24 protein-coding genes and 1 pseudogene are annotated in these 26300 nt (G+C 61.4%); 21 read left to right on the top strand and 4 right to left on the bottom strand.

Annotated features, from left to right (window positions below):
* Window positions 1-29 precede the first annotated feature (29 nt).
* Complete coding sequence (gene rpmI / locus E4U03_RS02560) at window positions 30-224, top strand: 50S ribosomal protein L35 (RefSeq protein ID WP_135011425.1); 195 nt, start codon at window positions 30-32, stop codon at window positions 222-224.
* A gap of 114 nt (window positions 225-338) precedes the next feature.
* On the top strand, window positions 339-722 hold the full coding sequence (gene rplT, locus E4U03_RS02555; RefSeq protein ID WP_135011424.1) for a 50S ribosomal protein L20: 384 nt from the start codon (window positions 339-341) through the stop codon (window positions 720-722).
* 382 nt (window positions 723-1104) lie between these two features.
* On the opposite strand, the gene E4U03_RS02550 is transcribed toward rplT, so the two are convergent.
* On the bottom strand, window positions 1105-1770 hold the full coding sequence (locus tag E4U03_RS02550) for an NAD(P)H-dependent oxidoreductase (RefSeq protein ID WP_245207644.1): 666 nt from the start codon (window positions 1768-1770) through the stop codon (window positions 1105-1107).
* Window positions 1771-1900: 130 nt separating this feature from the next.
* Here E4U03_RS02550 and E4U03_RS02545 point away from each other — a divergent pair, with 130 nt between their 5' ends.
* From E4U03_RS02545 to E4U03_RS02490, 13 genes and pseudogenes are all read left to right on the top strand, one after another.
* Window positions 1901-2836 carry a TrmH family RNA methyltransferase gene (locus E4U03_RS02545; RefSeq protein WP_135011422.1) on the top strand — a complete coding sequence of 312 codons (936 nt, stop codon included), beginning with the start codon at window positions 1901-1903 and terminating at the stop codon, window positions 2834-2836.
* 2 nt (window positions 2837-2838) lie between these two features.
* Window positions 2839-3279, top strand: a complete 441-nt coding sequence (locus E4U03_RS02540; RefSeq protein WP_245207651.1) for a (deoxy)nucleoside triphosphate pyrophosphohydrolase — start codon at window positions 2839-2841, stop codon at window positions 3277-3279.
* A gap of 110 nt (window positions 3280-3389) precedes the next feature.
* Complete coding sequence (locus tag E4U03_RS02535) at window positions 3390-3899, top strand: hypothetical protein (RefSeq protein ID WP_135011421.1); 510 nt, start codon at window positions 3390-3392, stop codon at window positions 3897-3899.
* A gap of 530 nt (window positions 3900-4429) precedes the next feature.
* Window positions 4430-5557, top strand: coding sequence for a phenylalanine--tRNA ligase subunit alpha (gene pheS / locus E4U03_RS02530; protein ID WP_135011420.1), 1128 nt, complete (start codon window positions 4430-4432; stop codon window positions 5555-5557).
* 3 nt (window positions 5558-5560) lie between these two features.
* Window positions 5561-8113: a phenylalanine--tRNA ligase subunit beta gene (gene pheT, locus E4U03_RS02525; RefSeq protein WP_135011419.1), complete on the top strand. Its 2553-nt coding sequence runs from the start codon at window positions 5561-5563 to the stop codon at window positions 8111-8113.
* A gap of 239 nt (window positions 8114-8352) precedes the next feature.
* The gene (locus tag E4U03_RS02520) at window positions 8353-9021 is read left to right on the top strand and encodes a hypothetical protein (RefSeq protein ID WP_135011418.1); all 669 of its coding nucleotides are present in this window, start codon (window positions 8353-8355) and stop codon (window positions 9019-9021) included.
* 211 nt (window positions 9022-9232) lie between these two features.
* Window positions 9233-10276: an N-acetyl-gamma-glutamyl-phosphate reductase gene (gene argC / locus E4U03_RS02515; RefSeq protein ID WP_135011417.1), complete on the top strand. Its 1044-nt coding sequence runs from the start codon at window positions 9233-9235 to the stop codon at window positions 10274-10276.
* Window positions 10273-11490 carry a bifunctional glutamate N-acetyltransferase/amino-acid acetyltransferase ArgJ gene (gene argJ / locus E4U03_RS02510; RefSeq protein ID WP_245207643.1) on the top strand — a complete coding sequence of 406 codons (1218 nt, stop codon included), beginning with the start codon at window positions 10273-10275 and terminating at the stop codon, window positions 11488-11490. The genes argC and argJ overlap by 4 nt, the downstream gene beginning before the upstream one ends.
* Before the next feature lie 13 nt (window positions 11491-11503).
* On the top strand, window positions 11504-12514 hold the full coding sequence (gene argB, locus E4U03_RS02505) for an acetylglutamate kinase (protein ID WP_135011416.1): 1011 nt from the start codon (window positions 11504-11506) through the stop codon (window positions 12512-12514).
* Between the two features lie 8 nt (window positions 12515-12522).
* Complete coding sequence (locus E4U03_RS13625) at window positions 12523-13086, top strand: aminotransferase class III-fold pyridoxal phosphate-dependent enzyme (RefSeq protein ID WP_322785910.1); 564 nt, start codon at window positions 12523-12525, stop codon at window positions 13084-13086.
* Window positions 13013-13741 (top strand): aminotransferase class III-fold pyridoxal phosphate-dependent enzyme, encoded by a 729-nt coding sequence (locus E4U03_RS13620; protein WP_322785912.1) that lies wholly within the window; start codon window positions 13013-13015, stop codon window positions 13739-13741. Before E4U03_RS13625 ends, E4U03_RS13620 begins: the two co-directional genes overlap by 74 nt.
* 107 nt (window positions 13742-13848) lie before the next feature.
* A complete protein-coding gene (argF, locus tag E4U03_RS02495; protein WP_135011415.1) occupies window positions 13849-14805 on the top strand; it encodes an ornithine carbamoyltransferase in 957 nt (318 codons plus the stop codon).
* A gap of 16 nt (window positions 14806-14821) precedes the next feature.
* A pseudogene (locus E4U03_RS02490) lies at window positions 14822-15310 on the top strand (arginine repressor); the annotation flags it as partial.
* Between the two features lie 55 nt (window positions 15311-15365).
* Here E4U03_RS02490 and E4U03_RS02485 read toward each other — a convergent pair.
* Window positions 15366-15761, bottom strand: a complete 396-nt coding sequence (locus E4U03_RS02485) for an ankyrin repeat domain-containing protein (RefSeq protein WP_135011413.1) — start codon at window positions 15759-15761, stop codon at window positions 15366-15368.
* A 160-nt stretch (window positions 15762-15921) separates the two neighbouring features.
* Between E4U03_RS02485 and E4U03_RS02480 the strand changes: the two genes are divergently transcribed.
* The gene (locus E4U03_RS02480) at window positions 15922-17496 is read left to right on the top strand and encodes an AMP-binding protein (protein WP_135011412.1); all 1575 of its coding nucleotides are present in this window, start codon (window positions 15922-15924) and stop codon (window positions 17494-17496) included.
* Window positions 17497-17525: 29 nt separating this feature from the next.
* Here E4U03_RS02480 and E4U03_RS12725 read toward each other — a convergent pair whose 3' ends face one another.
* Together E4U03_RS12725 and E4U03_RS02475 are read right to left on the bottom strand one after the other, a co-directional pair.
* Entirely contained in the window at window positions 17526-17663 is a 138-nt protein-coding gene (locus E4U03_RS12725; protein ID WP_167752238.1) for a glycerate kinase, read from the bottom strand.
* A gap of 231 nt (window positions 17664-17894) precedes the next feature.
* Window positions 17895-18158, bottom strand: coding sequence for a hypothetical protein (locus E4U03_RS02475; protein ID WP_135011411.1), 264 nt, complete (start codon window positions 18156-18158; stop codon window positions 17895-17897).
* A gap of 176 nt (window positions 18159-18334) precedes the next feature.
* Between E4U03_RS02475 and E4U03_RS02470 the strand changes: the two genes are divergently transcribed.
* From E4U03_RS02470 to tyrS, 5 genes are all read left to right on the top strand, one after another.
* The gene (locus E4U03_RS02470; RefSeq protein WP_135011410.1) at window positions 18335-19537 is read left to right on the top strand and encodes an argininosuccinate synthase; all 1203 of its coding nucleotides are present in this window, start codon (window positions 18335-18337) and stop codon (window positions 19535-19537) included.
* A gap of 120 nt (window positions 19538-19657) precedes the next feature.
* A complete protein-coding gene (gene argH, locus E4U03_RS02465) occupies window positions 19658-21100 on the top strand; it encodes an argininosuccinate lyase (RefSeq protein WP_135011409.1) in 1443 nt (480 codons plus the stop codon).
* A 9-nt stretch (window positions 21101-21109) separates the two neighbouring features.
* Window positions 21110-21661: an adenine phosphoribosyltransferase gene (locus tag E4U03_RS02460; RefSeq protein WP_135011408.1), complete on the top strand. Its 552-nt coding sequence runs from the start codon at window positions 21110-21112 to the stop codon at window positions 21659-21661.
* Between the two features lie 256 nt (window positions 21662-21917).
* Window positions 21918-24218 (top strand): HelD family protein, encoded by a 2301-nt coding sequence (locus E4U03_RS02455; RefSeq protein ID WP_228065729.1) that lies wholly within the window; start codon window positions 21918-21920, stop codon window positions 24216-24218.
* A gap of 203 nt (window positions 24219-24421) precedes the next feature.
* A complete protein-coding gene (gene tyrS / locus E4U03_RS02450; RefSeq protein ID WP_135011406.1) occupies window positions 24422-25729 on the top strand; it encodes a tyrosine--tRNA ligase in 1308 nt (435 codons plus the stop codon).
* The last annotated feature ends 571 nt before the right edge of the window (window positions 25730-26300 follow it).

Raw genomic sequence — 26300 nt, 5'->3', positions numbered from 1 at the left:
CGAGGGTAGAACGTAAGGAGAATCGGCTCATGCCGAAGCAGAAGACCCACTCTGGTGCTAAGAAGCGCTTCAAGCTCACCGGTACTGGCAAGGTTAAGCGCCAGCAGGCCAACCGCCGCCACTACCTCGAGCACAAGTCCTCCCGTCTGACCCGTCGTCTGGCTTCTGACCAGATCGTAACCGGCGGTCAGGCTAAGGTCATCAAGAAGATGCTGGGCAAGTAAGCTCCTTCTTTTTGAAGCTTCGCCCTGAAAGGGCGCACCAAAAGTAGATATTTTCTCTCCTGCACCAGCGCTAGAGTTTTTAGCTGGGTAGGACATAGACGTTAGGAGACACACGTGGCACGTGTGAAGCGCGCGGTTAACGCGCACAAGAAGCGCCGAGTAATCCTTGATCGTGCATCAGGCTACCGTGGCCAGCGTTCACGCCTTTACCGTAAGGCTAAGGAACAGGTCACTCACTCACTGGTATACAGCTACGACCACCGTCGTAAGAAGAAGGGCGACTTCCGTCGTCTGTGGATCCAGCGTATCAACGCAGCTGCACGCGCTGAGGGCCTGACCTACAACCGCTTCATCCAGGGCCTGAAGGCTGCTGAGGTTGAGGTTGACCGTCGTATGCTCGCTGAGCTGGCTGTTAACGAGCCTGCTGCTTTCTCAGCTCTGGTTGAAATCGCTAAGAACAACCTGCCTGAGGACACTTCAGCTCCCAAGGCTGCCTAAGTCTTTTTAGGTTTGTCTTTCCCCACCTAGTAGGTGGGGTGCGGACGCCGCCTCCCGCTTTCCTGCCCCTGGGCAGGGGAGTGAGGGGCGGCGTCCTTGTATTTATTGCGGTATCTGTTGGGGCTGGAGCGTCGGGTGCGCAGCGAATGCCCACCAGATTCTCGCAGTGTCTACGCCTATGATGGGCGCATCGAGAGTCTGGTGGACAGTCAGATTTTGAGTGCGGACGTCCGTGAGCGTGAAACGCGGCCCACACCAGTTCATGGTTCCTAGGGTCGGCTGAAACTGGTGCAGGTAAGCCCACCCCGCTTTTCGTCCATGGGCGGACGGCGGTGGTGTGGGCTTCTGCGCTACCTGAAGTTGAAAACGGGCTGGGGTCTAGTTAGTTGACCCAGGTAATGACCTCTTCGGCGGGCTTGCGGGTCTGGGGCCAGGAGAGTTCTTCTGCGCGGTAGCCCAGAGCGAGCATGCTGGCGATGCTTTCGGTCGCGGGGTTGATGATGCCGTGTTCAGTCAGCAGGGCATTAACCTGATCGACGTTGAAACCTTCAATGGGGCAGGAATCGACACCGATGAGGGCTGCTGCGGTCATCATATTACCCAGGGCGATGTAGGTTTGCTTGGCTGACCAGTCGAAGATGGCTCGGTCGGTGTCCAGCTGCATGTCGTTGACCTGGAAATTCTTGTAAATTTCGAGGGCCTTAGCGTGCTCTTCGGGGGAGAGATTGCGGAAACCGAGTGAGGCCTGCAGGTGGGGGCCGTCGTGGTGCATATCGCGGTTAGCCAGAAGTAGCACGAAGTGGCTTGCGCCGTCTAGCTGGCGGGCTGCACCCCAGCTGAAGGGCTTGAGCGCTTCACGGATTTCGGGGTTCTGAAGGACGACGAAACGCCAGCCCTGAGCGCCGACGGAGCTGGGGGAGAGGCGAGCAATTTCGAGGATGTAGTTGATGTCGTCATCGCTGATTTTCTTCTCGGGGTCGAAGAACTTGATGGCGCGGCGGCGGTGGGCGGCGTCGAAGACGAGCTGCTTGATGTCTTGGTTCTGCACGGGGCATTCCTTACGGTTTGGTTTATAGTGCCTACTACTTAACACCTGGGGTATTGAGTTTATTCCAGCTGACAGCGTCCTTCCCCACAATCTGACTGGCCAGCAAACTAGCCGTGAGACAATAGATTCTATGGACTTCAAAGAACGCCTCAGCACCCCCGTTGTCATGGAAAACCCCCAGGCAGACCGTGTCAAAGACATCGCCAAGCTTGCCACCCGGGCAGCCCGCACCAAGACCGGGCACTTCCTGGTTGAGGGGCCGCAGGCCGTCCGCGAAGCCCTCAAGGCCCACCAGGTCAAGCCCCTGCTCGACGCCGTCTACATCACAGAGCGCGCCTTCGACCGTCACCCCGACATCGTTGACCTGCTCGAAGACGTCCACGGCACCCCCACCCCCGAGCCCGGCCGCAAGGTCTTCATGCGCATGGTGACTGAGCCCGTCCTCGCCGCCATGGCAGAATCCGTCAGTCCCCAGGGCATCATCGCCGTCGCCTTCCAGACCGACATCGCCCCCTCCGACATCTGGGGCGAGGGAGCCATCAACCCCAAGCTCATTGCCGTCCTGGCCCGCGTTCAAGACCCCGGCAATGCCGGCACCATCCTGCGCGCCGCCGACGCCGCCGGGGCTGACCTCATCGTCACCACCAAGGGTGCAGTTGACCTCTACAACCCCAAGGCAGTGCGCTCCACCGCAGGCTCCCTCTTCCATGTGCCCGTTATCCAGGGCATCGACCTCGAAGACTTCGCCGAAGACGCCAAGGCCCAGGGCATCGGCGTGCTCGCAGCGGACGGCTACGGCCGGGTTTCCCTTGACGACCTACAGGACGCCGCCTTCGCCCTGCGCAACGGCGTCGAACCGCGCAAGAAGGTTAAGTACGACCTGGCCAAGCCCACCATGTGGCTTTTCGGCAACGAGGCGGCTGGCCTGAGCGACGAAGAAAAAGCCGCCGCCTCTCTTCGCGTGGCCGTGCCCCTGCACGGGGCTGCCGAGTCGCTGAACGTCGGCATGGCAGCTGGCGTCTGCCTCTTCGCCTCGTCCCTGGCACAGAACCGCAAGGGCGACTAGTGGTGGAGCGCATCAACACCGTCTACCCGGTGCAGGTGGTTGGGGCTGCCATCGTCGATTCTCTGGCTACCCCCACCCGCCTGCTGGTCGGTCAACGCTCTGCCCCGCCCGCGCTCGCGGGCCTGTGGGAGTTCCCCGGCGGCAAGGTTGAACCCGGAGAGACCTGCGAGGACGCCCTGCTGCGCGAACTCCGCGAAGAGCTCGGCATCACCGCCCGACTCGGCATCGAAATCGTTGGTCCCCACCCCCAGGGCTGGGTGCTGAATGAGAAGGCCGCTATGCGGGTCTGGTTTGCAGAAATTGCGGACGGACGCGCCACCGCCCTGCAAGACCACGCTGAGTTACGCTGGGTTCAGCTTGATGCTACGGTGCTGGAGCTACCCTGGATTCCCGCTGACTTTCCTATTGTCGAGGAGCTGCTGGCGAGCGTCCGCGCCGCTTAACCTGTAGCGAAGCGTAATAGAGCCTGCCTCAGCGCGAATATAAGGTGTCTGACTTTTATCTCCGGTATAATATGTAGTGCGCAACATATCTTTTACATGGAGGTTTAGACATGTCGCAGACACCCTACGGAACTAATGATTACTCCGCACCGAACGACACCCAAGCCATGTATATGGGCGGTCAGCCCGGTTTTAGCCCTGAGTCGCAGGTCGCTCCTGATGCCGAGCAGAAGCTTAAGCTCTCGCAGATGATTCTGCTGGCTACTGCTGTTGTCTACCTGTTGATGCAGACACTGAGTTACGTACTTACACCTGCAACTATTGATGTGCTGGGGGAAACTGTTCCAACTGACCAGAATCCCGTCTATACGGTGGTTGGTGTTCTCATTGGGCTGGCGCTCTTTGCATTGGTATACAGTCTGATGAGCAAGCGCAAAAAAGCTGGTCGTATCACCGGCTATGTTTTCGCGGGTCTGGGAATTCTTGGTGCAGCCTTCTCGGCGCTGGGTGCAATCTATATTTCGATTATTGTTGTCGCACTCTGCGTTCTGTGGTTGGTCCTGGCCATCGTCTGGATTGTTGTGGTATCGAACAAGTCCGTTTCTTCAATCCTGCGCTAGACCTTAATTTCTAGCTGTGATGGGCCCTTTGGTTCTACCGGAGGGCCCATTTCTGTGCGAGCTTCATAATCTTGAACCGTGGCCGGCTGGTCGTTACCCTAAAAGAAAGGAGGCTGATGATATCAGTGGCTCACGGGGAGTTGTGAGTGCTGTTATTTCAATTGCACTCACCTCCTTGTTATATATCTGGGTTATCCGCCGCACCGGCACCTGTCAAAAAGCCGGTGCTGCTAACCTATTCGGGTTTGTCTGTACCGTCATCAGCACTGTTTCGCTTCTTTCACTTATCTGGGTTGCACCTCCTGCTGTCGGTCTAATGGCTATGACTGGGTTTCTGGTATGGTCTCTAGCCAACCTGACCTGGCTTGCCCTGACCTTCACTCCTAGTGCCCGGGTTTTCTTCGCGAGGGTAAGGTGAAGTAGGCTTGCAGCGAGCGCGAGCCTGCTTCACCTTTTTGCACTAAACTATTGTCTTGATGCCCTGGGCGCGGTAAGCGCCCGTTTCGCCCACAATGTGAAGAGAAGTGCAGATGACTGATTCTTTGCCCGAGGTGCCTGAGAACCCCACACCCTTCCAGGTGCTGGCTAACATTCGCGCCATTCTAGAAAAAGACCCCGAGAACGGTCTGGCGGCCGTCCGCGAAGCCTTCACCGCCGAGTTTGAGCGTGCGCAGAAGGAAATCGCTGAAAAAACCGCTGACTTCGAAGAACTTAAGCGCGTGCGCCTGGATTTCACCGGCGATAAGGCTGGCTTCACCCTGGCTAATAAGCAGATGCGTGATCTGCGTAAGGAGCACAAGGCTGAGGTGGGTAAGCTCATGGGTCAGGCGCGCGGACGCCTGACTAAGGCTCTTGAGGCCCGTAACGCTGAGCTGGAAGAAGAGCGCGACGCTCGCATCCTGATTGAAGAGGCTGTGGACGTCACTGCCCACACTCCTCGCCGTCGTATCGGTGGTCGCCACCCCATCAGCGTCCTGCAGGAGCAGATGTGCGATATCTTCGTGGGCATGGGCTGGGAGATTGCCGACGGCCCCGAACTCGAGTCAGAGTGGTACAACTTTGATTCGCTGAACTTCAAGCCTGACCACCCGGCTCGTGAGCTGCAGGATACCTTCTTCGTGGAGCCCACTAGCGCCCACCTGATGCTGCGTACTCACACCTCACCGGTGCAGATGCGTTCCCTGCTGTCTCGTGACCTGCCCCTGTATGTGGTCTGCCCCGGCCAGGTCTACCGCACCGACGAGCTCGATGCCACCCACACCCCGGTCTTCCACCAGATTGAGGGCCTGGCCGTCGATAAGGGCCTGACCATGGCTGACCTTAAGGGCACCCTGGAGCACATGGCCCGTGCCATGTTCGGTGAAGAGGCAAAGATTCGTCTGCGCCCCAACTACTTCCCCTTCACTGAGCCCTCGGCTGAGCTGGATGTCTGGCACCCGGACGCCAAGGGTGGCCCCCGCTGGATTGAGTGGGGCGGCTGCGGCATGGTTAACCCCAACGTGCTGCGAGCAGCCGGTGTTGACCCCGAAGTTTACTCAGGTTTCGCTTTTGGTATGGGCATCGAACGTACCCTCATGTTCCGCAACGGCGTACAGGATATGCGCGACATGATTGAAGGCGACGTCCGTTTCTCACAGCAGTTCAAGATGGAGATCTAACCCATGCGCGTACCCCTTTCCTGGCTGCGTGAATACGCACCCGTTCCGGCCGACGCAAGCGCCGAAGACGTTATGGCTACCCTGGTCAAGGTTGGCCTTGAAGAAGAAGACGTTCACCGCCCGACCGACGAGCTGACCGGCCCCATCGTGGTGGGTCAGGTGCTCTCGATGGAACCTGAAACCCACTCCAACGGTAAGACCGTTAACTGGTGCCAGGTGCGCGTTGTGCCCGAGGGGCAGAAGCAGACTCTGACCGGTAAGGGCATTGAAGAGTCCGGCGTGCAGGGCATTATCTGCGGCGCCCACAACTTCAAGCCCGGTGACAAGGTCGTTGTCACCCTGCCCGGCGCTGTACTGCCTGGCGGCTTCGCTATTACCGCCCGCAAGACCTACGGCCACAAGTCAGCCGGTATGATCGCCTCTGTCAAGGAGCTCGGCATCGGTGAGGACCACGGCGGCATTCTGGTGCTGTCCACTCTGGGGCTTGACCCCGAGGTCGGCACCGACGCCATGGAGCTGCTGGGCCTCTACGACGAAGCTGCTGAAGTCAACGTGACCCCCGATCGCGGGTACGGCTTCTCTATTCGCGGTATCGCCCGCGAATACTGCCACGCCACCGGCAACGACTTTGATGACTTCGTCCTCGACTTGGCCGCCAAGGCGCCCGCTGTCAACGGCGCGGGCCTGCCCGTCACCCTGACCGACTCAGCTCCCATTCACGGTAAGGACGGCGTCACCCGCTTCGTTGCCCGCTCGGTTAGCGGCGTCGATGCAACTGCCCCCGTCCCCACCTGGATGTCCTCCCGCCTGCGCCTGGCGGGCGTCCGCTCTGTCTCCCTGCCGGTTGATATCTCCAACTACGTCATGCTCGAAACCGGCCAGCCCCTGCACTTCTACGATGCAGACAAGCTGGCAGGCGGCATCACCGTGCGTCGTGCCGAAGCTGGCGAGAAGCTCACTACCCTGGATGAGAAGGAGCGCGAGCTCAACGTCGAAGACCTGCTGATTACCGACGAATCCGGCCCTATCGGCCTGGCAGGTGTGATGGGCGGGGCTTCCACCGAGGTCTCTGACTCAACTACCCGCATCGTCATTGAGGCAGCCCGTTTCGACGAGGTCTCCATCGCCCGCACCGCCCGCCGCCACAAGCTTTCATCTGAGGCGTCCAAGCGTTTTGAGCGCGGCGTTGACCCTCAGATTCAGGCCGCTGCCGCCCAGCGCGCCGTTGACCTGCTGGTTGAGCTGGCAGGTGCAGCCGTTGATGAGGGTGTGACGGACGCCGGTGGCAGCTTCGAGCCCACCGTCATCTCCCTGCCCGCCGACTACACCGCAGGCCGCATTGGCATCGACTACACCGAAGAGCAGATTGTTGGCTCTCTGGAGCAGATTGGCGCCAGCGTTGAGGTAGCCGAGGGTTCCTACGAGGTCACCGTACCCTCATGGCGCACCGACCTGGGTGCCAAGGAAGATTTGACCGAGGAAGTTGCCCGCCTGGTGGGCTACGATAAGATTCCCTCGACCCTGCCCGTGGCCCCTCCCGGTCGCGGCTACACCGTCGAACAGACCCTGCGCCGCCGGGCCCTGAACGCCCTGGCAGCATCGGGCCTGACTGAGGTCTTTGCCTACCCCTTTGTCTCCGACGAAGATAACAATCTCTGGGCAACCTCTGTCGCCGGTAACCCGGTGGATTCTATCCGCCTGGCTAACCCCATCTCGTCCGCCCAGGGCTGGATGCGCCGCTCCCTGATGCCGGGCTTGACCGAGGTGCTCTCACGCAACCTCTCCCGCGGTTTCAAGAACCTGGCCATCTACGAGACCGGTTCCGTCTTTATTCCCGGCACCCAGCTGGGGTCAGCCTCAATCCCCGGCCTGGGCGTCAAGCCCGCCGACGAGGTTCTGGCCGACCTGAATGCCGGTATTCCCGACCAGCCCCGCCACATCGCCGGCCTCTTCTCCGGTGCTGAGCACGATGAAACCCCGGGTGCAACCGCCCGTGGCTTTGACTGGCGCGATGCCCTCGACTCCGTGCTCCTGGTGGCCGATGCTGCAGGTGTGAAGCTCACCGTTGCCAACGGTGAGCACCAGGCCTTCCACCCCGGCCGTACCGCCGTGCTCAAGAACGCTGCCGGTGACGTGATCGCCTACGCCGGTGAACTGCACCCCAAGCTGCTGGCTAAGCTCAACCTGCCCGAGCGCACCAGCGCCTTCGAGCTCAACTTCACCGCCCTGATTGCTGAGGCAGGCGAGGCAGTGCAGGCCACCGGTATCTCCGGCTACCCGGCTGCCAACCAGGACGTCGCCCTGGTCGTCGATGCCGCGGTTCCTGCCGCTGACGTTGCCGCTGCCCTGGCCGAGGGCGCAGGGGAGCTGCTCGAGGACGTCCGCGTCTTTGACGATTACCGCGGCACCGGTATCGAAGAGGGCAAGAAGTCCCTGGCCTTCGCCCTGCGCTTCCGCGCCACCGACCGTACCCTGACCGCAGATGAGGCCTCCGAGGCCCGTGAGGCCGGTGTAGCCCTGGCTGCCGAACGCTTCGGCGCGGTTCAGCGAGCCTAAAGCCCGTACAAACAAACCCCAGATCCGGGTAGAGCCCGGCGGACGCGCGTCCGCCGAGCTCTTTGTCTGCGCAGCTGGCAAGCCGGGCAGGTGCTCGAGCGAAGAGAGCCACTTTTCTGGGCGGCGGCGCTGAAAAGGCTGGGTGGTCGGTGAGACAGATAAGCCTTTTGGGAGCTGACGCGGTAGAATGGACTTCCGCCTTTGTATAGGCAATCACCCACAACCTCTGGAGATGCACCGTGAGCGATCAGCGCTACCTCGAAGACCACGACAACTTCGACGAAGATGACCGCACCGACGACTTCTTCACCTTTGCAGAAGAGGAAGAAGACTACGAGGAACCCCGCGGCCCGCTTGGCCCCAAGCTGGCAGCTGCCGGCATCATGATTCTCGCGTCAATTTTCGCGATTATTCTGCTGATTGGCGGTGTTCGCACCTTCAATGAGGCCCGCGCTAACGAGGGCTACGAGGGGCGCTCCTGGGTGATGACCGGCACCTTTGAGAAGGTCACTAGCGATCTGCAGGGCGATAACAACGTTGCCATCTACACCGGCATTCTGCCCGATAACACCGCTATGACCGGTAAGACCTTCATCTCTGACATCGCCGACTCAGCACAGGTTAACCCGGGCTCTACCGTGGAGTTCCGTGGCTCCCAGACCGGCACCGTCAGCGCTGACTTCCCCGAGACCGTTGATGCCCTGCTGGTGCAGACTGACGATAGCCACCTGACTGTGGCCCGCACCGGTGAAAAGGGGAGCCTGGTGCCGGTGACCGAAGATACCGTTGCATTGCAGAAGCGAAGCGCCATGCTGCGTCTTGCCGGTGCGATTCTGGTCTTTGGTGCCGGTGTTGCCGGTACCTTCATGATGATCCGCAAGCGCAAGAGCGCCGAGGTGCTCGACTAGGTTGAGCCGTTTCCCCTCACCCTCAAGACCAAGGGGACCGCATTTTCAAAAAGGGACCGCAAATTATGCGGTCCCTTTTTGGTTTTCAGGTCCCCTTGTGGGAGATGGGAGCGGGCGGACGCGCGTGGGCGGCTTGGTGCCCACCGGTTCACATTGCGAAACGCAGTGCATAAATATTTACTACTATGCAAAAACATGCAAAGATAGTGCTATGACTATTACCGTAGCTGTCACAGGAGCCACCGGGTACGCCGGTGGTGAGATTTTGCGCCTATTGGCCACCCACCCTCACGTTGAGGTAAAAACCGTGGCCGCGCACTCGTCCGCTGGTTCCCGCCTGGGCGACTTCGCCCCCCACCTTCGCGCCTACGCTGACCTGGTTGTCGCCGACACCACCGCCGAGGCCCTGAGCGGGCACGATGTTGTCTTCATGGCGCTGCCCCACGGCGCCAGCGCCGAGATCGCGGCCCAGCTACCCGAGAACACCCTGGTCATCGACGCCGGGGCAGACCACCGCCTTGACAGCGCGGACGCCTGGGAAAAGTTCTACGGTTCTGCACACTCCGGTACCTGGCCCTACGGCCTGCCCGAACTGCCCACCGCCACCGGCAAACAGCGCGATAAACTCGTGGGCACCACGCGGGTTGCGGTGCCCGGGTGCTACCCCACGGCGTCCATCCTGGCTCTGGCTCCCGGTTTTGCCGCCGGCCTGCTCGAACCCACCGACGTGGTTATCGTTGCCGCTTCAGGTACATCAGGGGCCGGGAAGAGCCTCAAGCCCCATCTGCTCTCTGCAGAGGTCATGGGCAGCATGAGCCCCTACGGGGTCGGCGGCTCCCACCGGCACACCCCCGAAATCGAAGAAAAGCTCACCCACATCGCGGGGGAGCAGGTGCAGATTTCCTTTACACCAACCCTGGCTCCTATGCCCCGCGGCATCCTCGCTACCGCGACCGCGCGCGTCCGCCCCGGCGTGACCGAAGCTCAGCTGCGTGAAGCCTGGCAGCAGGCCTACGCCGACGAAAAGTTCGTGCACCTGCTTCCCGAAGGACAGTGGCCCACCACCAAGAGCGTGCAGGGCTCCAACCACGCCGAAATGCAGCTGGCCTTCGACGCACACGCCGGGCGCGTGATTGTCACCAGCGTCATCGACAACCTAGCCAAGGGCACCGCCGGCGGTGCCATCCAATCCATGAACATTGCCCTCGGGCTCCCCGAAAACGCAGGTCTGCTCCAGGAAGGACTCGCACCGTGACCGACACTATCCACCAGATCGAAGGCATCACCACCCAGGGAGTTACCTTCCCCCGGGGCTTCCGCGCCGCGGGCGTCCGCGCCGGAATCAGCGCTGTTGAGGGTAAAAAGGACGTCGCCCTGGTCGTCAACGACGGGCCCGTCAAGCACGCTGCCGCCGTCTTCACCAGCAACCGCTTCGCCGCCGCCCCCGTGCTGTGGAGCCAGCAGGTCATTAGCGACGGCCGGGCCGACGCCGTCCTGCTCAACTCCGGCGGCGCCAACGCCTGCACCGGTGCCCCCGGCTTCCAAGACACGCACGCGTCCGCTGAACTCGTTGCCGACCTGCTCGGCGTCTCAGCCGGCGACGTGCTGGTGTGCTCCACCGGTCTCATCGGCGAGCGCCTGCCCATGCACAAGCTCACCGCGGGTGCAAAGGACGCCGCAGCCTCCCTGGGCGTGAGCTCCGGCTCTTCGCTGGCGGCGGCTGAAGCTATCATGACCACCGATACCGTCTCAAAGCAGGCCGCTATCGGCGTGGAAATTGAAGAGGGCGGCACCTACCTCATCGGCGGTATGGCCAAGGGGGCAGGTATGCTGGCCCCGGGGCTGGCTACCATGCTGGTGGTCATCACTACCGACGCCCTGGTCTCACCCGATAACCTCGACACCGCCCTGCGCGAGGCCGTGCGTCTGAGCTTCAACCGGGCCGACTCTGACGGCTGCATGTCGACCAACGACACCGTTATTCTCATGAGCTCCGGCGCCTCCGATATCGAACCCGACCTGGGCGTCTTCACCGAAGCCCTCACCAAAGTCTGCCAGGACCTCGCCCTGCAACTCATTGGGGACGCCGAGGGAGCCAGCCACGACATCCACGTGCGCACCCTGGGCGCCGCCAACGAAGCGGACGCCGAAGAAGTCTCCCGGGCAGTATCCCGCTCCAACCTCTTCAAAACCGCCATCTTCGGCAACGACCCCAACTGGGGCCGTATCCTCTCCGAAGTCGGCACCACCTCAGCCACCTTCGACCCCGATAAGGTCAACGTCACCATCAACGGAGTGCAGGTCTGCACCGGCGGCGGCATCGGCCAAGACCGCTCCCTTGTTGACCTCACCGCAGACCGCAAAGTAACCGTCGACATCGACCTGGGTGCAGGCCAGCACGAAGCCACCATCTGGACCAACGACCTCACCCACGACTACGTCCACGAAAACTCGGCCTACTCCAGCTAACCGAAAGATCCCCATGGCAGAGCAAAAAAACGCCCACGCCCGCTTCGACACCGCCCAACAAAAAGCCAAAACCCTCATGGAAGCCCTACCCTGGATCCAACAGTTCCGGGGTAAAATCATGGTCTTCAAATACGGGGGCAACGCCATGATTTCCGAGGAGCTGCGCGCCGCTTTCGCCGAAGACATGGTCTTCTTGCGAACCATCGGCATCTGCCCCGTCGTCGTCCACGGCGGCGGACCCCAAATCACCGCCATGCTAACCAAACTCGGTATCGAAAGCGAGTTCCGCGGCGGCCTGCGCTACACCACCCCCGAAGCCATGGACGTCGTTCGCATGGTACTCACCGGCCAAGTAGCCCGCGAACTTGTCTCCCTCATCAACGCCCATGGCCCCTTCGCCGTCGCCATGAGCGGCGAGGACGGCGGGCTCCTACGCGCCCGCCGCATCGGCACCGTGGTGGACGGCCAAGAAGTCGACCTCGGCCTCGTCGGTGAAGTGGTCGGTGTGAACACCACCGCCATCATGTCCATGATCCAGGCAGGCAAAATCCCCGTCATCTCTTCCGTCGCCCCCGAAATGCACGACCCCGAAAAGTACCCCGAACACAACCACGGGCTTGCCGGGCTCACCGGAGAAATCCTCAACGTCAACGCAGACACCGCCGCTGCAGCCGTCGCCGCCGCCCTCGGAGCCGAAAAACTCGTCGTCCTCACCGACGTCGAAGGCCTCTACGCCAACTGGCCCGACAAAGACTCCCTCATCTCATCCCTCACCGTCAGCGAACTACGCGAGATGATCCCCAGTCTGGTCTCCGGCATGATCCCCAAAATGAGCGCCTGCCTGCAGGCCGTAGAACAGGGTGTGCCCAGAGCCTCCATCGTCGACGGGCGCCTCGCCCACTCGCCCCTGCTCGAAATCTTTACCGACCGCGGTATCGGCACCCAGCTCACCCCTGACAACGTCGACGACACTCCCTGGCACCACCCGGCCCCTGACTTCCAGGTCAAGCCGGTGACTTATTAGGACTACCCATGACACAAGAAAACTTCCTAGCTGACTACCGGAACGACCTCCTAGGGGTCTTTGGTGACCCCTCCCTGGTGCTGGTCTCGGGGCAGGGCTCACGCGTGACGGACGCCGACGGGATCACCTACCTTGACCTACTCGGTGGTATCGCCGTCAATACTCTCGGCCATGCCCATCCCGCCTGGGTAAAAGCCGTCAGCGAGCAGGCCGCAACCCTGGCCCACGTCTCCAACTTCTTCACCAGCCCCCAACAGATCTCCCTGGCCCACCGCCTGCTGGGCTACCTGGGCACCGAATCGGGCCGCGTCTTCTTCTGCAACTCCGGCACCGAAGCCAACGAAGCCGCCTACAAACTCGCCCGCCGCCACGGCAATCTCCACGGCAAAGGCACCATCCTAGCCCTGGACCACGGCTTCCACGGGCGCACCATCGGCGCCCTATCCCTCACCTGGAAACCCGCCTACCGCCAGCCCTTCGAGCCCCTCCCCCGCCGGCATCAAACACATTCCGGCCACCCTCGAAGCCCTGGAAGAAAATCTCACCGACGACGTTGCGGCCCTTATCGTTGAACCCATCCAGGGGGAAGCAGGCGTCCTGCCCCTGCCCGCAGGCTACCTTACCCGCGCCCGCGAACTCACCCGCGCTCGCGGCTCCCTGCTCATCGTGGACGAAGTCCAAACCGGCATGGGCCGCACCGGCCGCTGGTTCGAACACTCCCGTGAACTAACCGGCGACAACCTTCCCGATGCCATCACCCTCGCCAAGGGCCTGGGCGGAGGCTTCCCCATCGGCGCCATGATCGTGGTCGGCGACGACAACGCCCGCACCCTCGAAGCAGGCATGCACGGCACCACCTTTGGCGGCAATCCCCTCGCCACCGCAGCAGCTACCGCAACCCTCGAAACTATCGAAGCTGAGCACCTACTCGACTCCGCTGCCCAACGCGGCTCAACCTTCAGGGCCGCTGTCGAAGAAGTAGACGGTGTGGCAGAAACCAGGGGAGCGGGTCTACTCATCGGCATCGTCCTCACTGACGAGACCACTAACTCCGGTGCGCCCCTGGCACCAGCCTTCGTGACCGCCGCCCGGTCATCCGGCTTCATCGTCAACGCGCCGGACGCCCGCACCGTCCGCATCGCCCCCGCCCTCACCATCACCGATGCAGAACTAGCAGAATTCACCGCCGCCTTCCCCGCGATTCTGGCTGAGGCGCGACAACAGTAAATAACGTCGGTGATGTCTACTCTTATTCACATACTGCATAACTATCAGTAACTATGCATATAATAAAAGGTCAGCTGAAACGCTGCCCCTACCCCTAGGAGAAAACCGTGGTCCGCCACTTCCTTAAAGACACCGACCTCACCCCCGCCGAGCAGGCGCAGGTGCTCGATTTGGCTGCCTCCATGAAGGCGGACCGCTACGGCTACAAGCCCCTGGCTGGCCCCCAGACCGCAGCCGTTATCTTTGACAAAACCTCGACCCGCACCCGCTTCTCCTTCCACGCAGGCATTGCAGAACTTGGTGGCAACCCCCTGATTGTCAACCCCGGCGAAGCCCAGCTTGGCCACAAGGAAACCATCTCAGATACTGCCAAGGTCATTTCTCGCATGGTCTCCACCATCGTCTGGCGCACCTACGCCCAGGCGGGTCTCGAAGAGATGGCTGAGCACTCCCACGTGCCCGTCATTAACGCCCTCTCCGACGACTACCACCCCTGCCAGATTCTCGCCGACCTGCTCACCATCCGCGAGCACAAGGGCAAGCTGGCCGGCCTCACCATGGTTTACTTAGGCGATGCCGCCAACAACATGGCTAACTCTTACCTGCTCGGTGGTGCCACCGCGGGCATGCACGTTCGTATCGCGGGCCCCGAGGGCTACCTTCCTGCTGACTCCGTCGTCGCAGAAGCCCAGCAGCGAGCAGCCGAAACCGGCGGCTCAATCCTGGTCACCACTGACCCCGACCAGGCCCTGGCCGGTGCCGATGTCGTCATCACCGACACTTGGGTCTCCATGGGCCAAGAGGACGAAAAAGAAGCCCGCGCCCAGGTCTTTAAGCCCTACACCATCAATACCGACGCCATGAATAAGGCTGATTCCAGCGCTATCTTCCTCCACTGCCTTCCCGCCTACCGCGGCTACGAAGTCACCGCCGACGTTATCGACGGGCCCGCCTCCGTCGTCTTCAACGAAGCAGAAAACCGCCTCCACGCCCAAAAAGCCCTCATGGCCTTCCTGCTCGCCGAGTCCAACCTAGTCACCGACGTCCGCACAGCCCTTAGCTAAACCGACCAGAAAAAGAGAAGAAACAATGGCGATTCCCTCCACCAAGACCGCGCGGCAAGCCCGCATCATCGAGGTGCTTCAAACCCACCGCGTGCGCTCGCAAGCCGAACTAGCCCAGCTACTCACCGACGACGGGCTCAAAGTCACCCAGGCGACCCTCTCCCGCGACCTGGTGGAAATAGGCGCCGAGCGCGTGCGCGACGAAAAATCGGGGCTGATTTACGCCGTACCTAACCACCCCGTCCGTCGGAGTACCCAGGAAGGCCCCGATGCCCGCCTCGTTTCCCTCTTTAAAGAACTGCTCGTGACTGCCGAGGCCTCAGCCAACCTAGTTATCCTGCGTACCCCGCCGGGCGCAGCCCAGTTCCTGGCCTCAGCTATTGACCAGGCCGGGCTAGAGCCCCTGCTGGGGTCCATCGCGGGCGACGACACCGTCATGGTCATTACCCGCGACCCCAACGGCGGCGAAAAGGTCGCTTCCCTCTTCCTGGAGTGGGCGGCTTAGGCAAAGAAAAACTAAAGAACAGGGGCGGGCCACCTCGGTAGCCCGCCCCTACTCTTTAGGCGAAGAGCTTCTTCATCTCTTCAAGGTTGAAGAATTCGGCGACATCGGCCGGAGTCTGGCTCCCCAGGGTCTCGTCGGCTCCGGCGTCCAGGAGCATGCGGGCAATCGGCAGATTGTTACGGAAGGTCGCGCAGACCAGGGCGGTCTGGCCCCGCTCGTTGAGTCGGTCAAGATCAGCGCCCTCGTTGATCAGCAGCTGAACCAGCTCCGAGTGTTCGTGGTAGGCGGCCAAAATGAGCAGGGTGTCGCCTTTTGCGTTGGTCAGGTCAACGGGTATGCCCTGGTCAAACAGGGATTTGAGGGCTACCGGCTTGTTGTCCCTTGCCAGGTCGAAGACCGAGTTGAGGAAGTCGATGTCCTGCTCGGTCAGGCTATGGTTCGCATCTGTCATACTTTCACTTTCTCAGAAAGCTAGCCTCTTTAGCAACCCTGTCTAGACCACCCTACAGCTTGTGACCACCTTATTTAGAACTTTCGTTCAGAAGTGTTGGCCGGGTGGGTGTGAAAGAATAGACAGGGCCAGTTATGCCCCGCAAGGAAAGGTTCCATTAGTGAATATCAAGCACGACCAGCAGACCGTAGCTCCCTCTTCCCAGAATAACCTGGCTGCCCTGCTTGCTGCCCGCGCTAGCTCTGAGCGCCCGGCTCTGACCTGGGCAGGTGGGTCTTTGACCTACCAGCAGCTGGCTCAGCTGGTCGGTGCTGCTCGCACTTGGCTGGGGGAGCGGGGCTTGGTTCCCGGCGACAGGGTGGCCCTGGCCCTGCCGAACGTACCGGCCATGGTGGGCCTCTACTACGGAGCTTTATCGCTCGGGGCGGTAGTGGTGCCTATGCACCCCCTGCTGTCGGCTCGTGAGGCTGCCTATCAGGTGCAGGACGCCGGTGCGCGGCTTCTGGTGGCAGCAGCTGGGACTCGGGTTGGGCAGGAGAGTGAGCAGATTCTTGGTGAGGTGGAAGGCCAGCTTACCCTTGAGGTGCTATCGCCCGACGCGATGTTTGGTGCGGATGCTCCCGACCCGCAGCCCTGGGAGGCTCACCCGGTTGCCGCTCAGGACCCGGCCGTTATTCTCTATACTTCGGGAACCACCGGTGCCCCGAAGGGGGCGACTCTCACCCACGCCAATATGCTCTCCAATGCCCTGACCTGTGTGGATGTCTTTGGTTTCACATCAGACGACGTTATTTTCGGGGGCCTTCCCCTCTTCCATGCCTTTGGGCAGACCGTATCGATGAACGCGGTACTTGCAGCGGGTGCCGCTATCGCCCTGCTTCCGCGTTTCACTCCGGGTGGGGCTGCCCAGCTGTGCGCTACTGTTGGAGTTACGGTGTTTGCTGCGGTTCCCACCATGTACAGTGCCTTAGCCAGCTACCTGGGTACTGACCCTGCCCTGGCGCACCGGCTGCGGGGGCGCGTCCGCTTCGGCATATCGGGCGGGGCTGCCCTGCCCGCCTCTGTCCACGCCGATATTGAGCGTCTGGTAGCCTTCCCCATCTACGAGGGGTACGGCCTGAGCGAAACTGCACCCGTTGTCTGCTTTAACCGGGCTGAGTACGGCCTTGTGATTGGTTCTGTCGGCAGGGCCCTACCCGGGGTAGAGGTGAAAGTGGTCGATAGGCAGGGCCAGCCGCTGGCTACCGGTGAAGCGGGTGAGCTGTGGGTTGCCGGGCCCAACGTTATGGCCGGGTACTGGGGCCGCCCCGAAGCGAGCGCCGAGGCGCTCAAGGGCCGCTGGTTTGCCACCGGCGATGTAGCCCGGCTTGATGAGGCCGGAAATATCTTTATCGTTGACCGCCTCAAAGATATGATTTTGCGCAACGGCAACAGCGTCTACCCGCGGGAAATTGAGGACGTCCTCTACACCCACCCCGCTGTCCAGCTGGCAGCCGTAGTGGGGCAGCCCTCGGAGACCGTGGGTGAAGAAATTGTGGCGGTAGTGATGCCGCGCGAACCCCTGGACGCTTCGCAGCGGGCTGAGCTGACCGCGTCCCTCGATCAGCTGGCCCGCCGCGAACTTGCCGCCTACAAGTACCCGCGTCGCTATGTTTTCAAAGAGGAGCTACCTCTGGGGCCCACCGGCAAAATCTTGAAGCGGGTACTGGCAGAGGCCCTCACCCAGGAAGCCTAGGGGAGAGCCTCTACCGTTTGCTGGTTACCTTAGGCTGCGGCCAGCTGCGCCCGGCGGGACTGCATGGACGCCGAGAGCGAAGCATCCAGCAGAATCATGCGGAAGGTGCGCTCTGCCGAGTCGGTCAGCAGTTCTTCACCGTTGACCAGGGCATCTTCGAGATCCATGGGCAGGGGATAATCGAGGCGAAGGCGTCGATACCGGCATCGTGTACGCGGTAGGCCTTCTTACCGATCGAGCCAGCCAGCGCGAGTACCGGGGCACCCGCCGGCCAGACCGGAATCGATAAGGGCCTCAAAGCGCGGGGTGAGCTCGGCACCGATGAAAGCCAGCCCTGCCCCCAGGCCCCCGGAGGCGCCGGTGCCTGCTCCGGGGGAGCTTGCTCGGCTGGTGCTTGTTCAACAGGAGCCTGGGCAGCAGCCGCTTCTTCTGCTGCGGGTCTGTTCGGGCTCAGTGGTCGCTTCGGAGCTTTCTGCCGCGGTGGGTGTTGCGCTGGCAGTGCTAGGGGAGGCGGACGCCGTTGCGCTCGGTGAGCTGGTGCGGTCGAGCACGATGGGGCCAACTTCATCGCCGAGCTGGCCGCGAAAGGTCATGACCAGGGCAAGGGCCGCGACGATGGCGGCGGCTGCCAGGAGCAGGATAAGGTTCTGTGAGTATTCCATTAAGGTTTTTTCATTTTTGGGCGCGCGTTTCTCTTGCTGGTTCGGGGGCGGCGCGCGATGATAGTAGCGCGTATCACTGACCGATACGTTTTGCATAATTATGTCTGAATGTGCATAATTATTTATAGAACCTGCGGGGCTACCTTGCCCCACAACGTCGTATATCAAGGAGCACCATGAAAGAGCGCATCGTCCTGGCCTACTCAGGCGGTCTAGATACCTCAGTTGCCATCGGCTGGATTGGCGAAGCAACCGGCGCAGAAGTTATTGCCGTTGCTGTTGACGTAGGGCAGGGCGGCGAGGACCTCGAGACCATCCGCCAGCGCGCCCTCGACTGCGGTGCCGTTGAAGCCTACGTAGCAGATGCCCGCGATGAATTCGCCAACGAGTACTGCATGCCCGCCCTCAAGGCCAACGCCCTCTACATGGACGCCTACCCCCTGGTATCGGCTGTTTCCCGCCCCGTCATTACCAAGCACCTGGTAGCAGCAGCCAAGCAGTTCGGCGCCACCACTGTTGCCCACGGCTGCACCGGCAAGGGTAACGACCAGGTCCGCTTTGAGGTTGGTATCCAGACCCTGGGCCCCGAGCTCAAATGCATCGCCCCCGTGCGTGACCTGGCCCTGACCCGCGAGAAGGCCATCGACTACGCAGAGAAGAACAACCTGCCGATCGTCACCACCAAGAAGAACCCCTTCTCCATCGACCAGAACGTCTGGGGCCGCGCCGTTGAGACCGGCTTCCTCGAAGACATCTGGAACGGCCCCACCAAGGACGTCTACGACTACACCGACGACCCCACTTTCGCTCCCACCCCCGACACCGTCGTCATCTCCTTCAAGGAAGGCATCCCCGTTGCTATCGACGGCCAAGCAGTTACCCCGCTTGAAGCTATCGAGATTATGAACCGCCGCGCAGGTGCCCAGGGCATCGGCCGCATCGACATCGTCGAAGACCGCCTGGTCGGCATCAAGTCCCGCGAAATCTACGAGGCCCCCGGTGCTATGGCCCTCATGGCTGCCCACAAGGAACTCGAAAACGTTACCATCGAGCGCGAGCAGGCCCGCTTCAAGAAGATCGTTGGCCAGCGCTGGACCGAACTGGTCTACGATGGCCAGTGGTTCTCACCGCTGAAGAAGTCCCTGGACGCCTTCATCAATGACACCCAGAAGATGGTCAACGGCGATATCCGCATGGATCTGCACGGTGGTCGCGCCGTTGTTACCGGCCGTAAGTCAGAGACCTCCCTCTACGACTTCAACCTGGCTACCTACGATGAGGGCGATACCTTCGACCAGTCCATGGCCCGCGGCTTCATTGAGCTGTTCGGTATGTCCTCCAAGGTCGCTTCCGCCCGCGACCAGCGCCTGGGCCTCTAAAACTAGCCCCGCTTCAGCCGCCCAACCCCGCGCGTCCTTACCCCACGAGAAGGTGAGGACGCCGGCGGGCGGCTTTTGCCTTACCCCGCACGATTTTCCCAACCCCGCAAAGGTAAAACTATGTCAGCTGAAAAGCACGGTACCAACAATGGCGCCCTCTGGGGCGGACGCTTCGCAGGCGGCCCCTCTGAGGCTCTTGCCGCCCTGTCGAAGTCAACCCAGTTCGACTGGCGTCTAGCGCCCTACGATATTGCAGGCTCCCGCGCCCATGCCCGTGTGCTGGCTAAGGCCGGTCTGCTCACCGATGACGAGCTCACCGGCATGATTACAGCCCTCGACCAGCTTGAAGCCGACGTCCGTTCTGGCGCCTACACCCCGGCGGAGTCGGACGAAGACGTGCACGGTTCCCTCGAAAAGGGCCTCATCGAACGTGCCGGTGCCGAACTGGGCGGTAAGCTGCGCGCTGGCCGCTCCCGCAACGACCAGATTGCCACCTTGGGCCGCATGTATCTGCGCGATCACGCCTCTATCATTGCCACCGGCGTCATGGACACCATCGACGCCCTGATTGCCCAGTCCGAGGCCCACCCCTACGCCCCCATGCCCGGCCGCACCCACCTGCAGCACGCCCAGCCCATCCTGCTCTCCCACCAGCTCCTGGCCCACGCCTGGGCCCTGTCCCGCGATCTTGACCGTCTGCTGGACTGGGACAAGCGCGCCGCCGTATCACCCTACGGCTCCGGGGCGCTCGCGGGCTCTTCCCTGGGACTGGACCCCGAAGCCGTAGCCGCTGACCTGGGCTTCAACTCTGCAACCCACAACTCTATCGACGGCACCGCCTCCCGCGATGTCTACGCCGAGTTCGCCTGGATCGCCGCCATGATTTCGGTAGACCTCTCCCGCATCTCTGAAGAGATTATTCTCTGGGCCACCAAAGAATTCTCCTTCGTAACCCTGCATGACTCCTTCTCCACCGGCTCATCGATTATGCCGCAGAAGAAGAACCCCGATATCGCTGAGCTTGCCCGCGGTAAGGCTGGCCGTCTCATCGGTGACCTCACCGGCCTGCTGGCTACCCTGAAGGCTCTGCCCCTGGCTTACAACCGCGACCTGCAGGAAGACAAAGAACCGGTCTTTGATGCCATCGACCAGCTTGAAGTTCTGCTGCCCGCTGTCTCCGGCATGATTGCTACCCTCACCTTCAACACCGATCGCTTAGCTGAGCTGGCTCCCCAGGGCTTTGCCTTGGCGACGGATGTTGCCGAGTGGCTGGTGCGCGAGGGTGTGCCCTTCCGCGTGGCCCACGAACTGGCCGGTGAAGCTGTGTGCGTCTGCGAAGAAAAGGACTGCGAGCTGTGGGACCTGACCGACGAGGACTACCTAGCGATCTCACCTGCCCTGCACGCTGGCGTTCGCGAAGTGCTCACCGTTGAGGGGTCTTTGAACTCCCGGAGCGCCCAGGGCGGCACCGCCCCGTCTGCTGTTGCCGCCCAGCTGGAAGCGCTCAAGAGTGAGCTAGAACCTGCGCGTGCTTTTGCGGCCCGCCCCCAGGTCATCAGCTAGGCTAAAAGCATGATTAAGCCCGTTGATTCTTCCCTGCCCCTTGAGGAGCAGATTCCCGCTGCCTGCGCGCAGATTCAGGACTACCCCAAGGAAGGCATCCTCTTCTACGACGTCACCACCCTGTTCGCTAACCCGCAGGTCTTCCGGGCGTCTATGGAAGAGCTCGCCCAGCGTTTTGAGGGCCAGTTCGATATCGTAGCTGGTGTTGAAGCGCGCGGCTTTCTGATGGCTTCGGCTATCGCCTACATCGCCGGTACCGGCGTCATGACCGTGCGTAAGGCCGGTAAGCTACCTCGCGACACCTACATGAAGGAATACTCCCTCGAATACGGCCAGGCCGCGATTGAGATTCACAAGGACGACATCCCGGCAGGTTCCCGTGTGCTGATTGTGGATGACCTTCTGGCTACCGGTGGCACCCTTGAGGCAGCTACCCACCTGATGGAGATGGCTGACCTGAAGGTCGCCGGTATCGGCGTGCTCCTGGAGCTTGAGGGCCTGGGCGGACGCGAGATTCTGGCTGGCCACCGCCTGGAGGCTCTGTCTCTGGTCGCTGAGTAGAGACTGCCCCGCTCATAGCACCCCGGTTTTTGTGCATCTACCCCGGTTTTTACCTGGGGTAGATGCACAAAAACCGGGGTCTTTTGCTTCTGCTGGGCTTTCTAGCTGATTACCGCCTGCAGGTATCACTACTGATAGGCAGCGACTGAAAGCCTGGGCGCCCTGCCCCGCCGAGCTGCCGCGGGCGTCCTTTCTTTTTGCTCGGGTGTACGGGTAGAATGGAGGGCTTGAATTTTCCGCGATGAAGGGTTCCCTCTTGACCGAGAACACAACCGCAACCGGTGAGCAGACTGCCGCTGAAAAAGCCTACGAGGCTCAGCTGGCAGGTGAACGAGCCTACGTGGGCAGGCTGTACGCCCGCCTTGACGAGCTCCGAGAGATTAACGAAAAAAAGCTCAAGAGCACCCGCAAGAACCAGGCCGTTGGCAGCCACCAGAACCGTTCAGAGCGTGACGCCTACGCCCAGCACTATGAAGACCGCCTGGCCCAGTACAACGCTGTTGACCACCGCCTGGCTTTTGGCCGTCTTGACCTCGACGACGAGGCTATCCGCTATATTGGCCGTATCGGCCTGGCAACCGAAGACCACGAGCGCTTACTTATTGACTGGCGTGCCCCCGAAGCCGGTACCTTTTACCAGGCCACCGCTTTCAACCGGCAGGGTGTGCGGCGCCGCCGTCACCTGATGTTGGAGCGCCGCGAAGTCACCGGCTTCGAAGACGACGTGCTCGACTCAACCCTGCTCGAAGACGGCGATGAGAACCTGCACGGTGAGGGCGCCCTGCTGGCGGCCCTGAACCGCAAGCGCACCGGCCGCATGGGCGATATTGTGGCGACAATTCAGGCAGAGCAGGACGCCATCATCCGCGCCGATCTGGCAGGCGTCCGCGTTGTGCAGGGCGGCCCCGGTACCGGTAAAACCGCCGTTGCCCTGCACCGTGCCGCCTACCTGCTCTACACCTTCCGCGAGCGTCTCAACAACGCTGGTGTTCTGGTGGTCGGCCCCTCTGCTTCCTTTATGTGGTACATCGAGCGTGTGTTGCCCTCCCTGGGCGAGACAGGCGTGGTGATGTCGTCCTTAGCTACCCTGTACCCCGGTATTAAGGCCGTGCCCGAGACCGACCCCGCGGTTGCCCACATTAAGGGCGACCTGCGCATGGCCGAGGTCATTAAAAAGGCTGTGGCTGACCGCCAGAAGGTTCCGGCCAAGCCCGTGAAGATGTATGTGGATTCCACCGCCATCGAGATGACCCCCGGCATGGTCAAGCACGCCCGCGCCACCGCCCGCTCCACCGGCAAGCCCCACAACGAGGCCCGCGAAACCTTTGTGAAGGTGCTCCTGAAAGAGCTCACTACCCAGCTCAACGAAAAGCTGGACGCCGCAGCCGGCCACGCGGTTGATCGCCCCTACCTTGAAGATGATGTCCGCGGGTCCCTGGACGTCCGCCGGGCCATTAACCTTGCCTGGATGCCCCTGTCACCCGAGACCCTGGTGCGCTCGCTGTTTTCAAAGCCGGAGCACCTGCAGAGCGCAACCGCGGGCGTCCTCACCGACGCTGAGCGTGAGGTCCTGGCGCGCGCAGCGAACCTGCCCTTTACCGAGTCAGATGTGCCCCTGCTTGATGAGGCCGCTGAGCTTCTCGGTGATTTTTCCAAGGTCGCCGGTGCCGGAGCCGCTGTCCGCGCTGAGGTTGCCCACCAGGCCAATCTCGAAAACGCCCGTAAGGCCCTGGAGAACGTGGACCAGCAGCTGGCCGATATGGGCGTAGACGGCGTGGTCACCGCCGAGCAGATTGCTGAGCTGAACGAGGAGCGCGGTGAGCGTATGACCGCTGTCCGCGCTGCGCAGGCCGACCGCACCTGGGCCTACGGGCATGTGGTGGTTGATGAGGCCCAGGAGCTTTCCCCCATGCAGTGGCGCCTGCTCATGCGCCGCTGCCCCATGAAGTCCTTTACGATTGTTGGTGATATTGCGCAGGCGTCTTCGGCAGCAGCGTCGCAGTCCTGGGCGCAGGCTCTTGAGCCTTTTGTGGGGGAGCGCTTCACCCTGGACGAGCTGACCGTCAACTACCGCACCCCCGCCCAGATTTCGGATGCCGCTGTTGAAGTTGCCCGTGCCGCCGGCCTGGATATCTCTGCCCCCCGCGCCGTGCGCGAGGGCAAGTGGGCGCCGTCCGCCCGTATCGTGGGTGAGGACGCCCTCTACCCGGCTGTGGTGAGCACCGTCAGCGATGAGCTGGAGCAGGGTGCCGGTGGCCTCATTGGTGTAATTGTCAGCGAGGAACGCTACCGCGAGACCGCCCTGGCGATCGCTGCCGAGCACAAGGGTAAGCTGGGCACCTCGGCTTCTGCCCTGGAACACCAGGTACTGATTCTGACTCCCTGGGAGGCCAAGGGCCTGGAGTTCGACACCGTGATTATTGTTGAGCCTGCCGACCTGGTGCGTGCAGCTAACGGTTCGGTGGGCGACCTGTATGTCTCCATGACCCGCCCCACCCAGCGCTTGCACCTGCTCGCTTCTCGTGAACTGCCCGCGGGCATCGCCCCTACCGAGTAGCCTGCAAGAGATTCCGTAGCGCAAGGACGCTCCCACCCCCTTTTCCTGCCCGCGGGCAGGGAGACGGGGGAGGTGCGTCCTTTCTCTTTCTCTCAATCAGAGAACACCGGAAGTGCCCGCTGCCCGTCCCGGCGGCGAACTGGTACCTTTGTTAGAGGTGGCTTTGCCACTGCTTTTTGTTCATTACTAACCATGGAGTAACCGTGTCTGAAGAGACTCTTGCAGCTCAGCACAACGATGATTCTTTCGAGAATATCTGGCAGGAATTGAAGTGGCGTGGCTTTGTGCACGTCAGCACCGATGAAGAAGCCCTTGAGAAGGCGCTGGCTGAAGAGACCGTGAACTTCTATATCGGTTACGACCCCACCGCAGCTTCCCTGCACCTGGGGCACCTGGTCCAGCTGCTGCTCATGCGTCGCCTGCAGCTGGCTGGACACCGCCCCTTCGGCCTGGTTGGCGGTGCTACCGGCCTGATCGGTGACCCCCGCCAGACCTCTGAGCGCGTGCTCAACTCCCGCGATGTAGTTGAGGGCTGGGTAAGCCGTCTGCGCGGCCAGATTGAGCGTTTCTTGTCCTTTGAGGGTGAGAACGGGGCCCAGATGGTCAATAACCTGGACTGGACCAGCGAACTATCTGCCATCGATTTTCTGCGCGAAATCGGTAAGAACTTCCGCGTGGGCACCATGATTAAAAAGGAAATCGTGGCTAAGCGCCTGAACTCTGAAGAGGGTATTTCCTACACTGAGTTCTCCTACCAGATTTTGCAGGGCAATGACTTCCTGGAACTCAACCGCCGCCACGGCGTGACCCTTCAGTGTGGTGGCTCCGATCAGTGGGGCAACCTGACCAGCGGTACCGAACTGGTACGCAAGGTCACCGGTAAGTCTGTCCACGCCCTGGGGACCCCGCTCATTACTAACTCTGATGGCACCAAGTTTGGTAAGTCTGAGGGTAACGCTATTTGGCTTGACCCCGAGATGTGCTCACCTTATGCCTTCTACCAGTTCTGGCTGAACACCGCTGATGCTGACGTAGCTGACCGTCTCAAGGTCTTCACCTTCAAGACCCGCGACGAAATTGCTGCCCTGCAGAAGTCTGTTGAAGAAGAGCCCTTCAAGCGCCTAGCCCAGAAGACCCTGGCCTACGAGGTGACCTCTCTGGTACACGGTGTTGAAGCTACCGAGAAGGTAATCGCTGCTTCTGAGGCTCTCTTCGGCAAGGGCGATTTCGCGGCCCTGGATGAGGCCACCCTTAAGGCCGCTACTGCCGAGCTGCCCCATGCAGTACTTTCAGCTGACCAGCTGGACATGGTGACTGTTCTGACCGAGACCGGCCTTTCTGCTTCTAAGTCCGAGGCCCGCCGTACCCTCAAGGAAGGCGGCGCTGCCATCAACAACGTCAAGGTACAGGGCGAGGACGCCGCCCTCACCGAGTCTGACCTGCTTCTTGGCAAGTACGCGGTAGTTCGCCGCGGCAAGAAGAACATGGCAGTCGTTGAGGTTGCCCAGTAAGTTCTGTTATTGAAAAGCAGGATCGCGCTGGATGGAGCCCAGCAGATTCCGAGCGCGCGAGGAAATAAATCTGCGGGCGAAATAGGCGTAAGCCTGGCCCTCACCCCCCCCGCCTTACGGCGGATTGCGTTCGCTCTTGTGTGCTCGCGCGCTCGCACCCGCTCACTTCATCGAGCCGGCAGCTTCGCTGCGAGCCTGCTTTTCCTTTACCTTGTATGCATGCCTCAGCAAGAACAGCTATTTAGCTATTTACACTGGTCAGAGCGGAAAAATGGGGGAAATCGGAGGTAGGGCAGGGTGAGGTTCTGCGAGGCTAGAAAAGTTTTTCAAAATATTTTTGAGAAAACTTAACCCGCTGTTTACTAGGGGAAACGCCTTTGCCTGAGTGGGTTTGGGTGGTGTTTTGAGGGGGAAAGGGGCCTATTCGGGTTGCATGCTCCAAAAAACCTGCGTAGAGTATTACGAGTCGCCACGGCACAGGGGAAACCCACCAAGCGACAAAACACCTAGTCACATAGCGAATTCAGGCCAAAGCCGGAACCGAGAAATCCCAACTCGCACGAGTGAGAGT

The sequence above is a fragment of the Rothia nasimurium genome (assembly GCF_004569295.1).
Taxonomy (GTDB): Bacteria; Actinomycetota; Actinomycetes; order Actinomycetales; family Micrococcaceae; genus Rothia; species Rothia nasimurium_B.
Note: the sequence above shows the minus strand (reverse complement) of the source record. Positions and strands in the feature narration are given on the sequence as shown.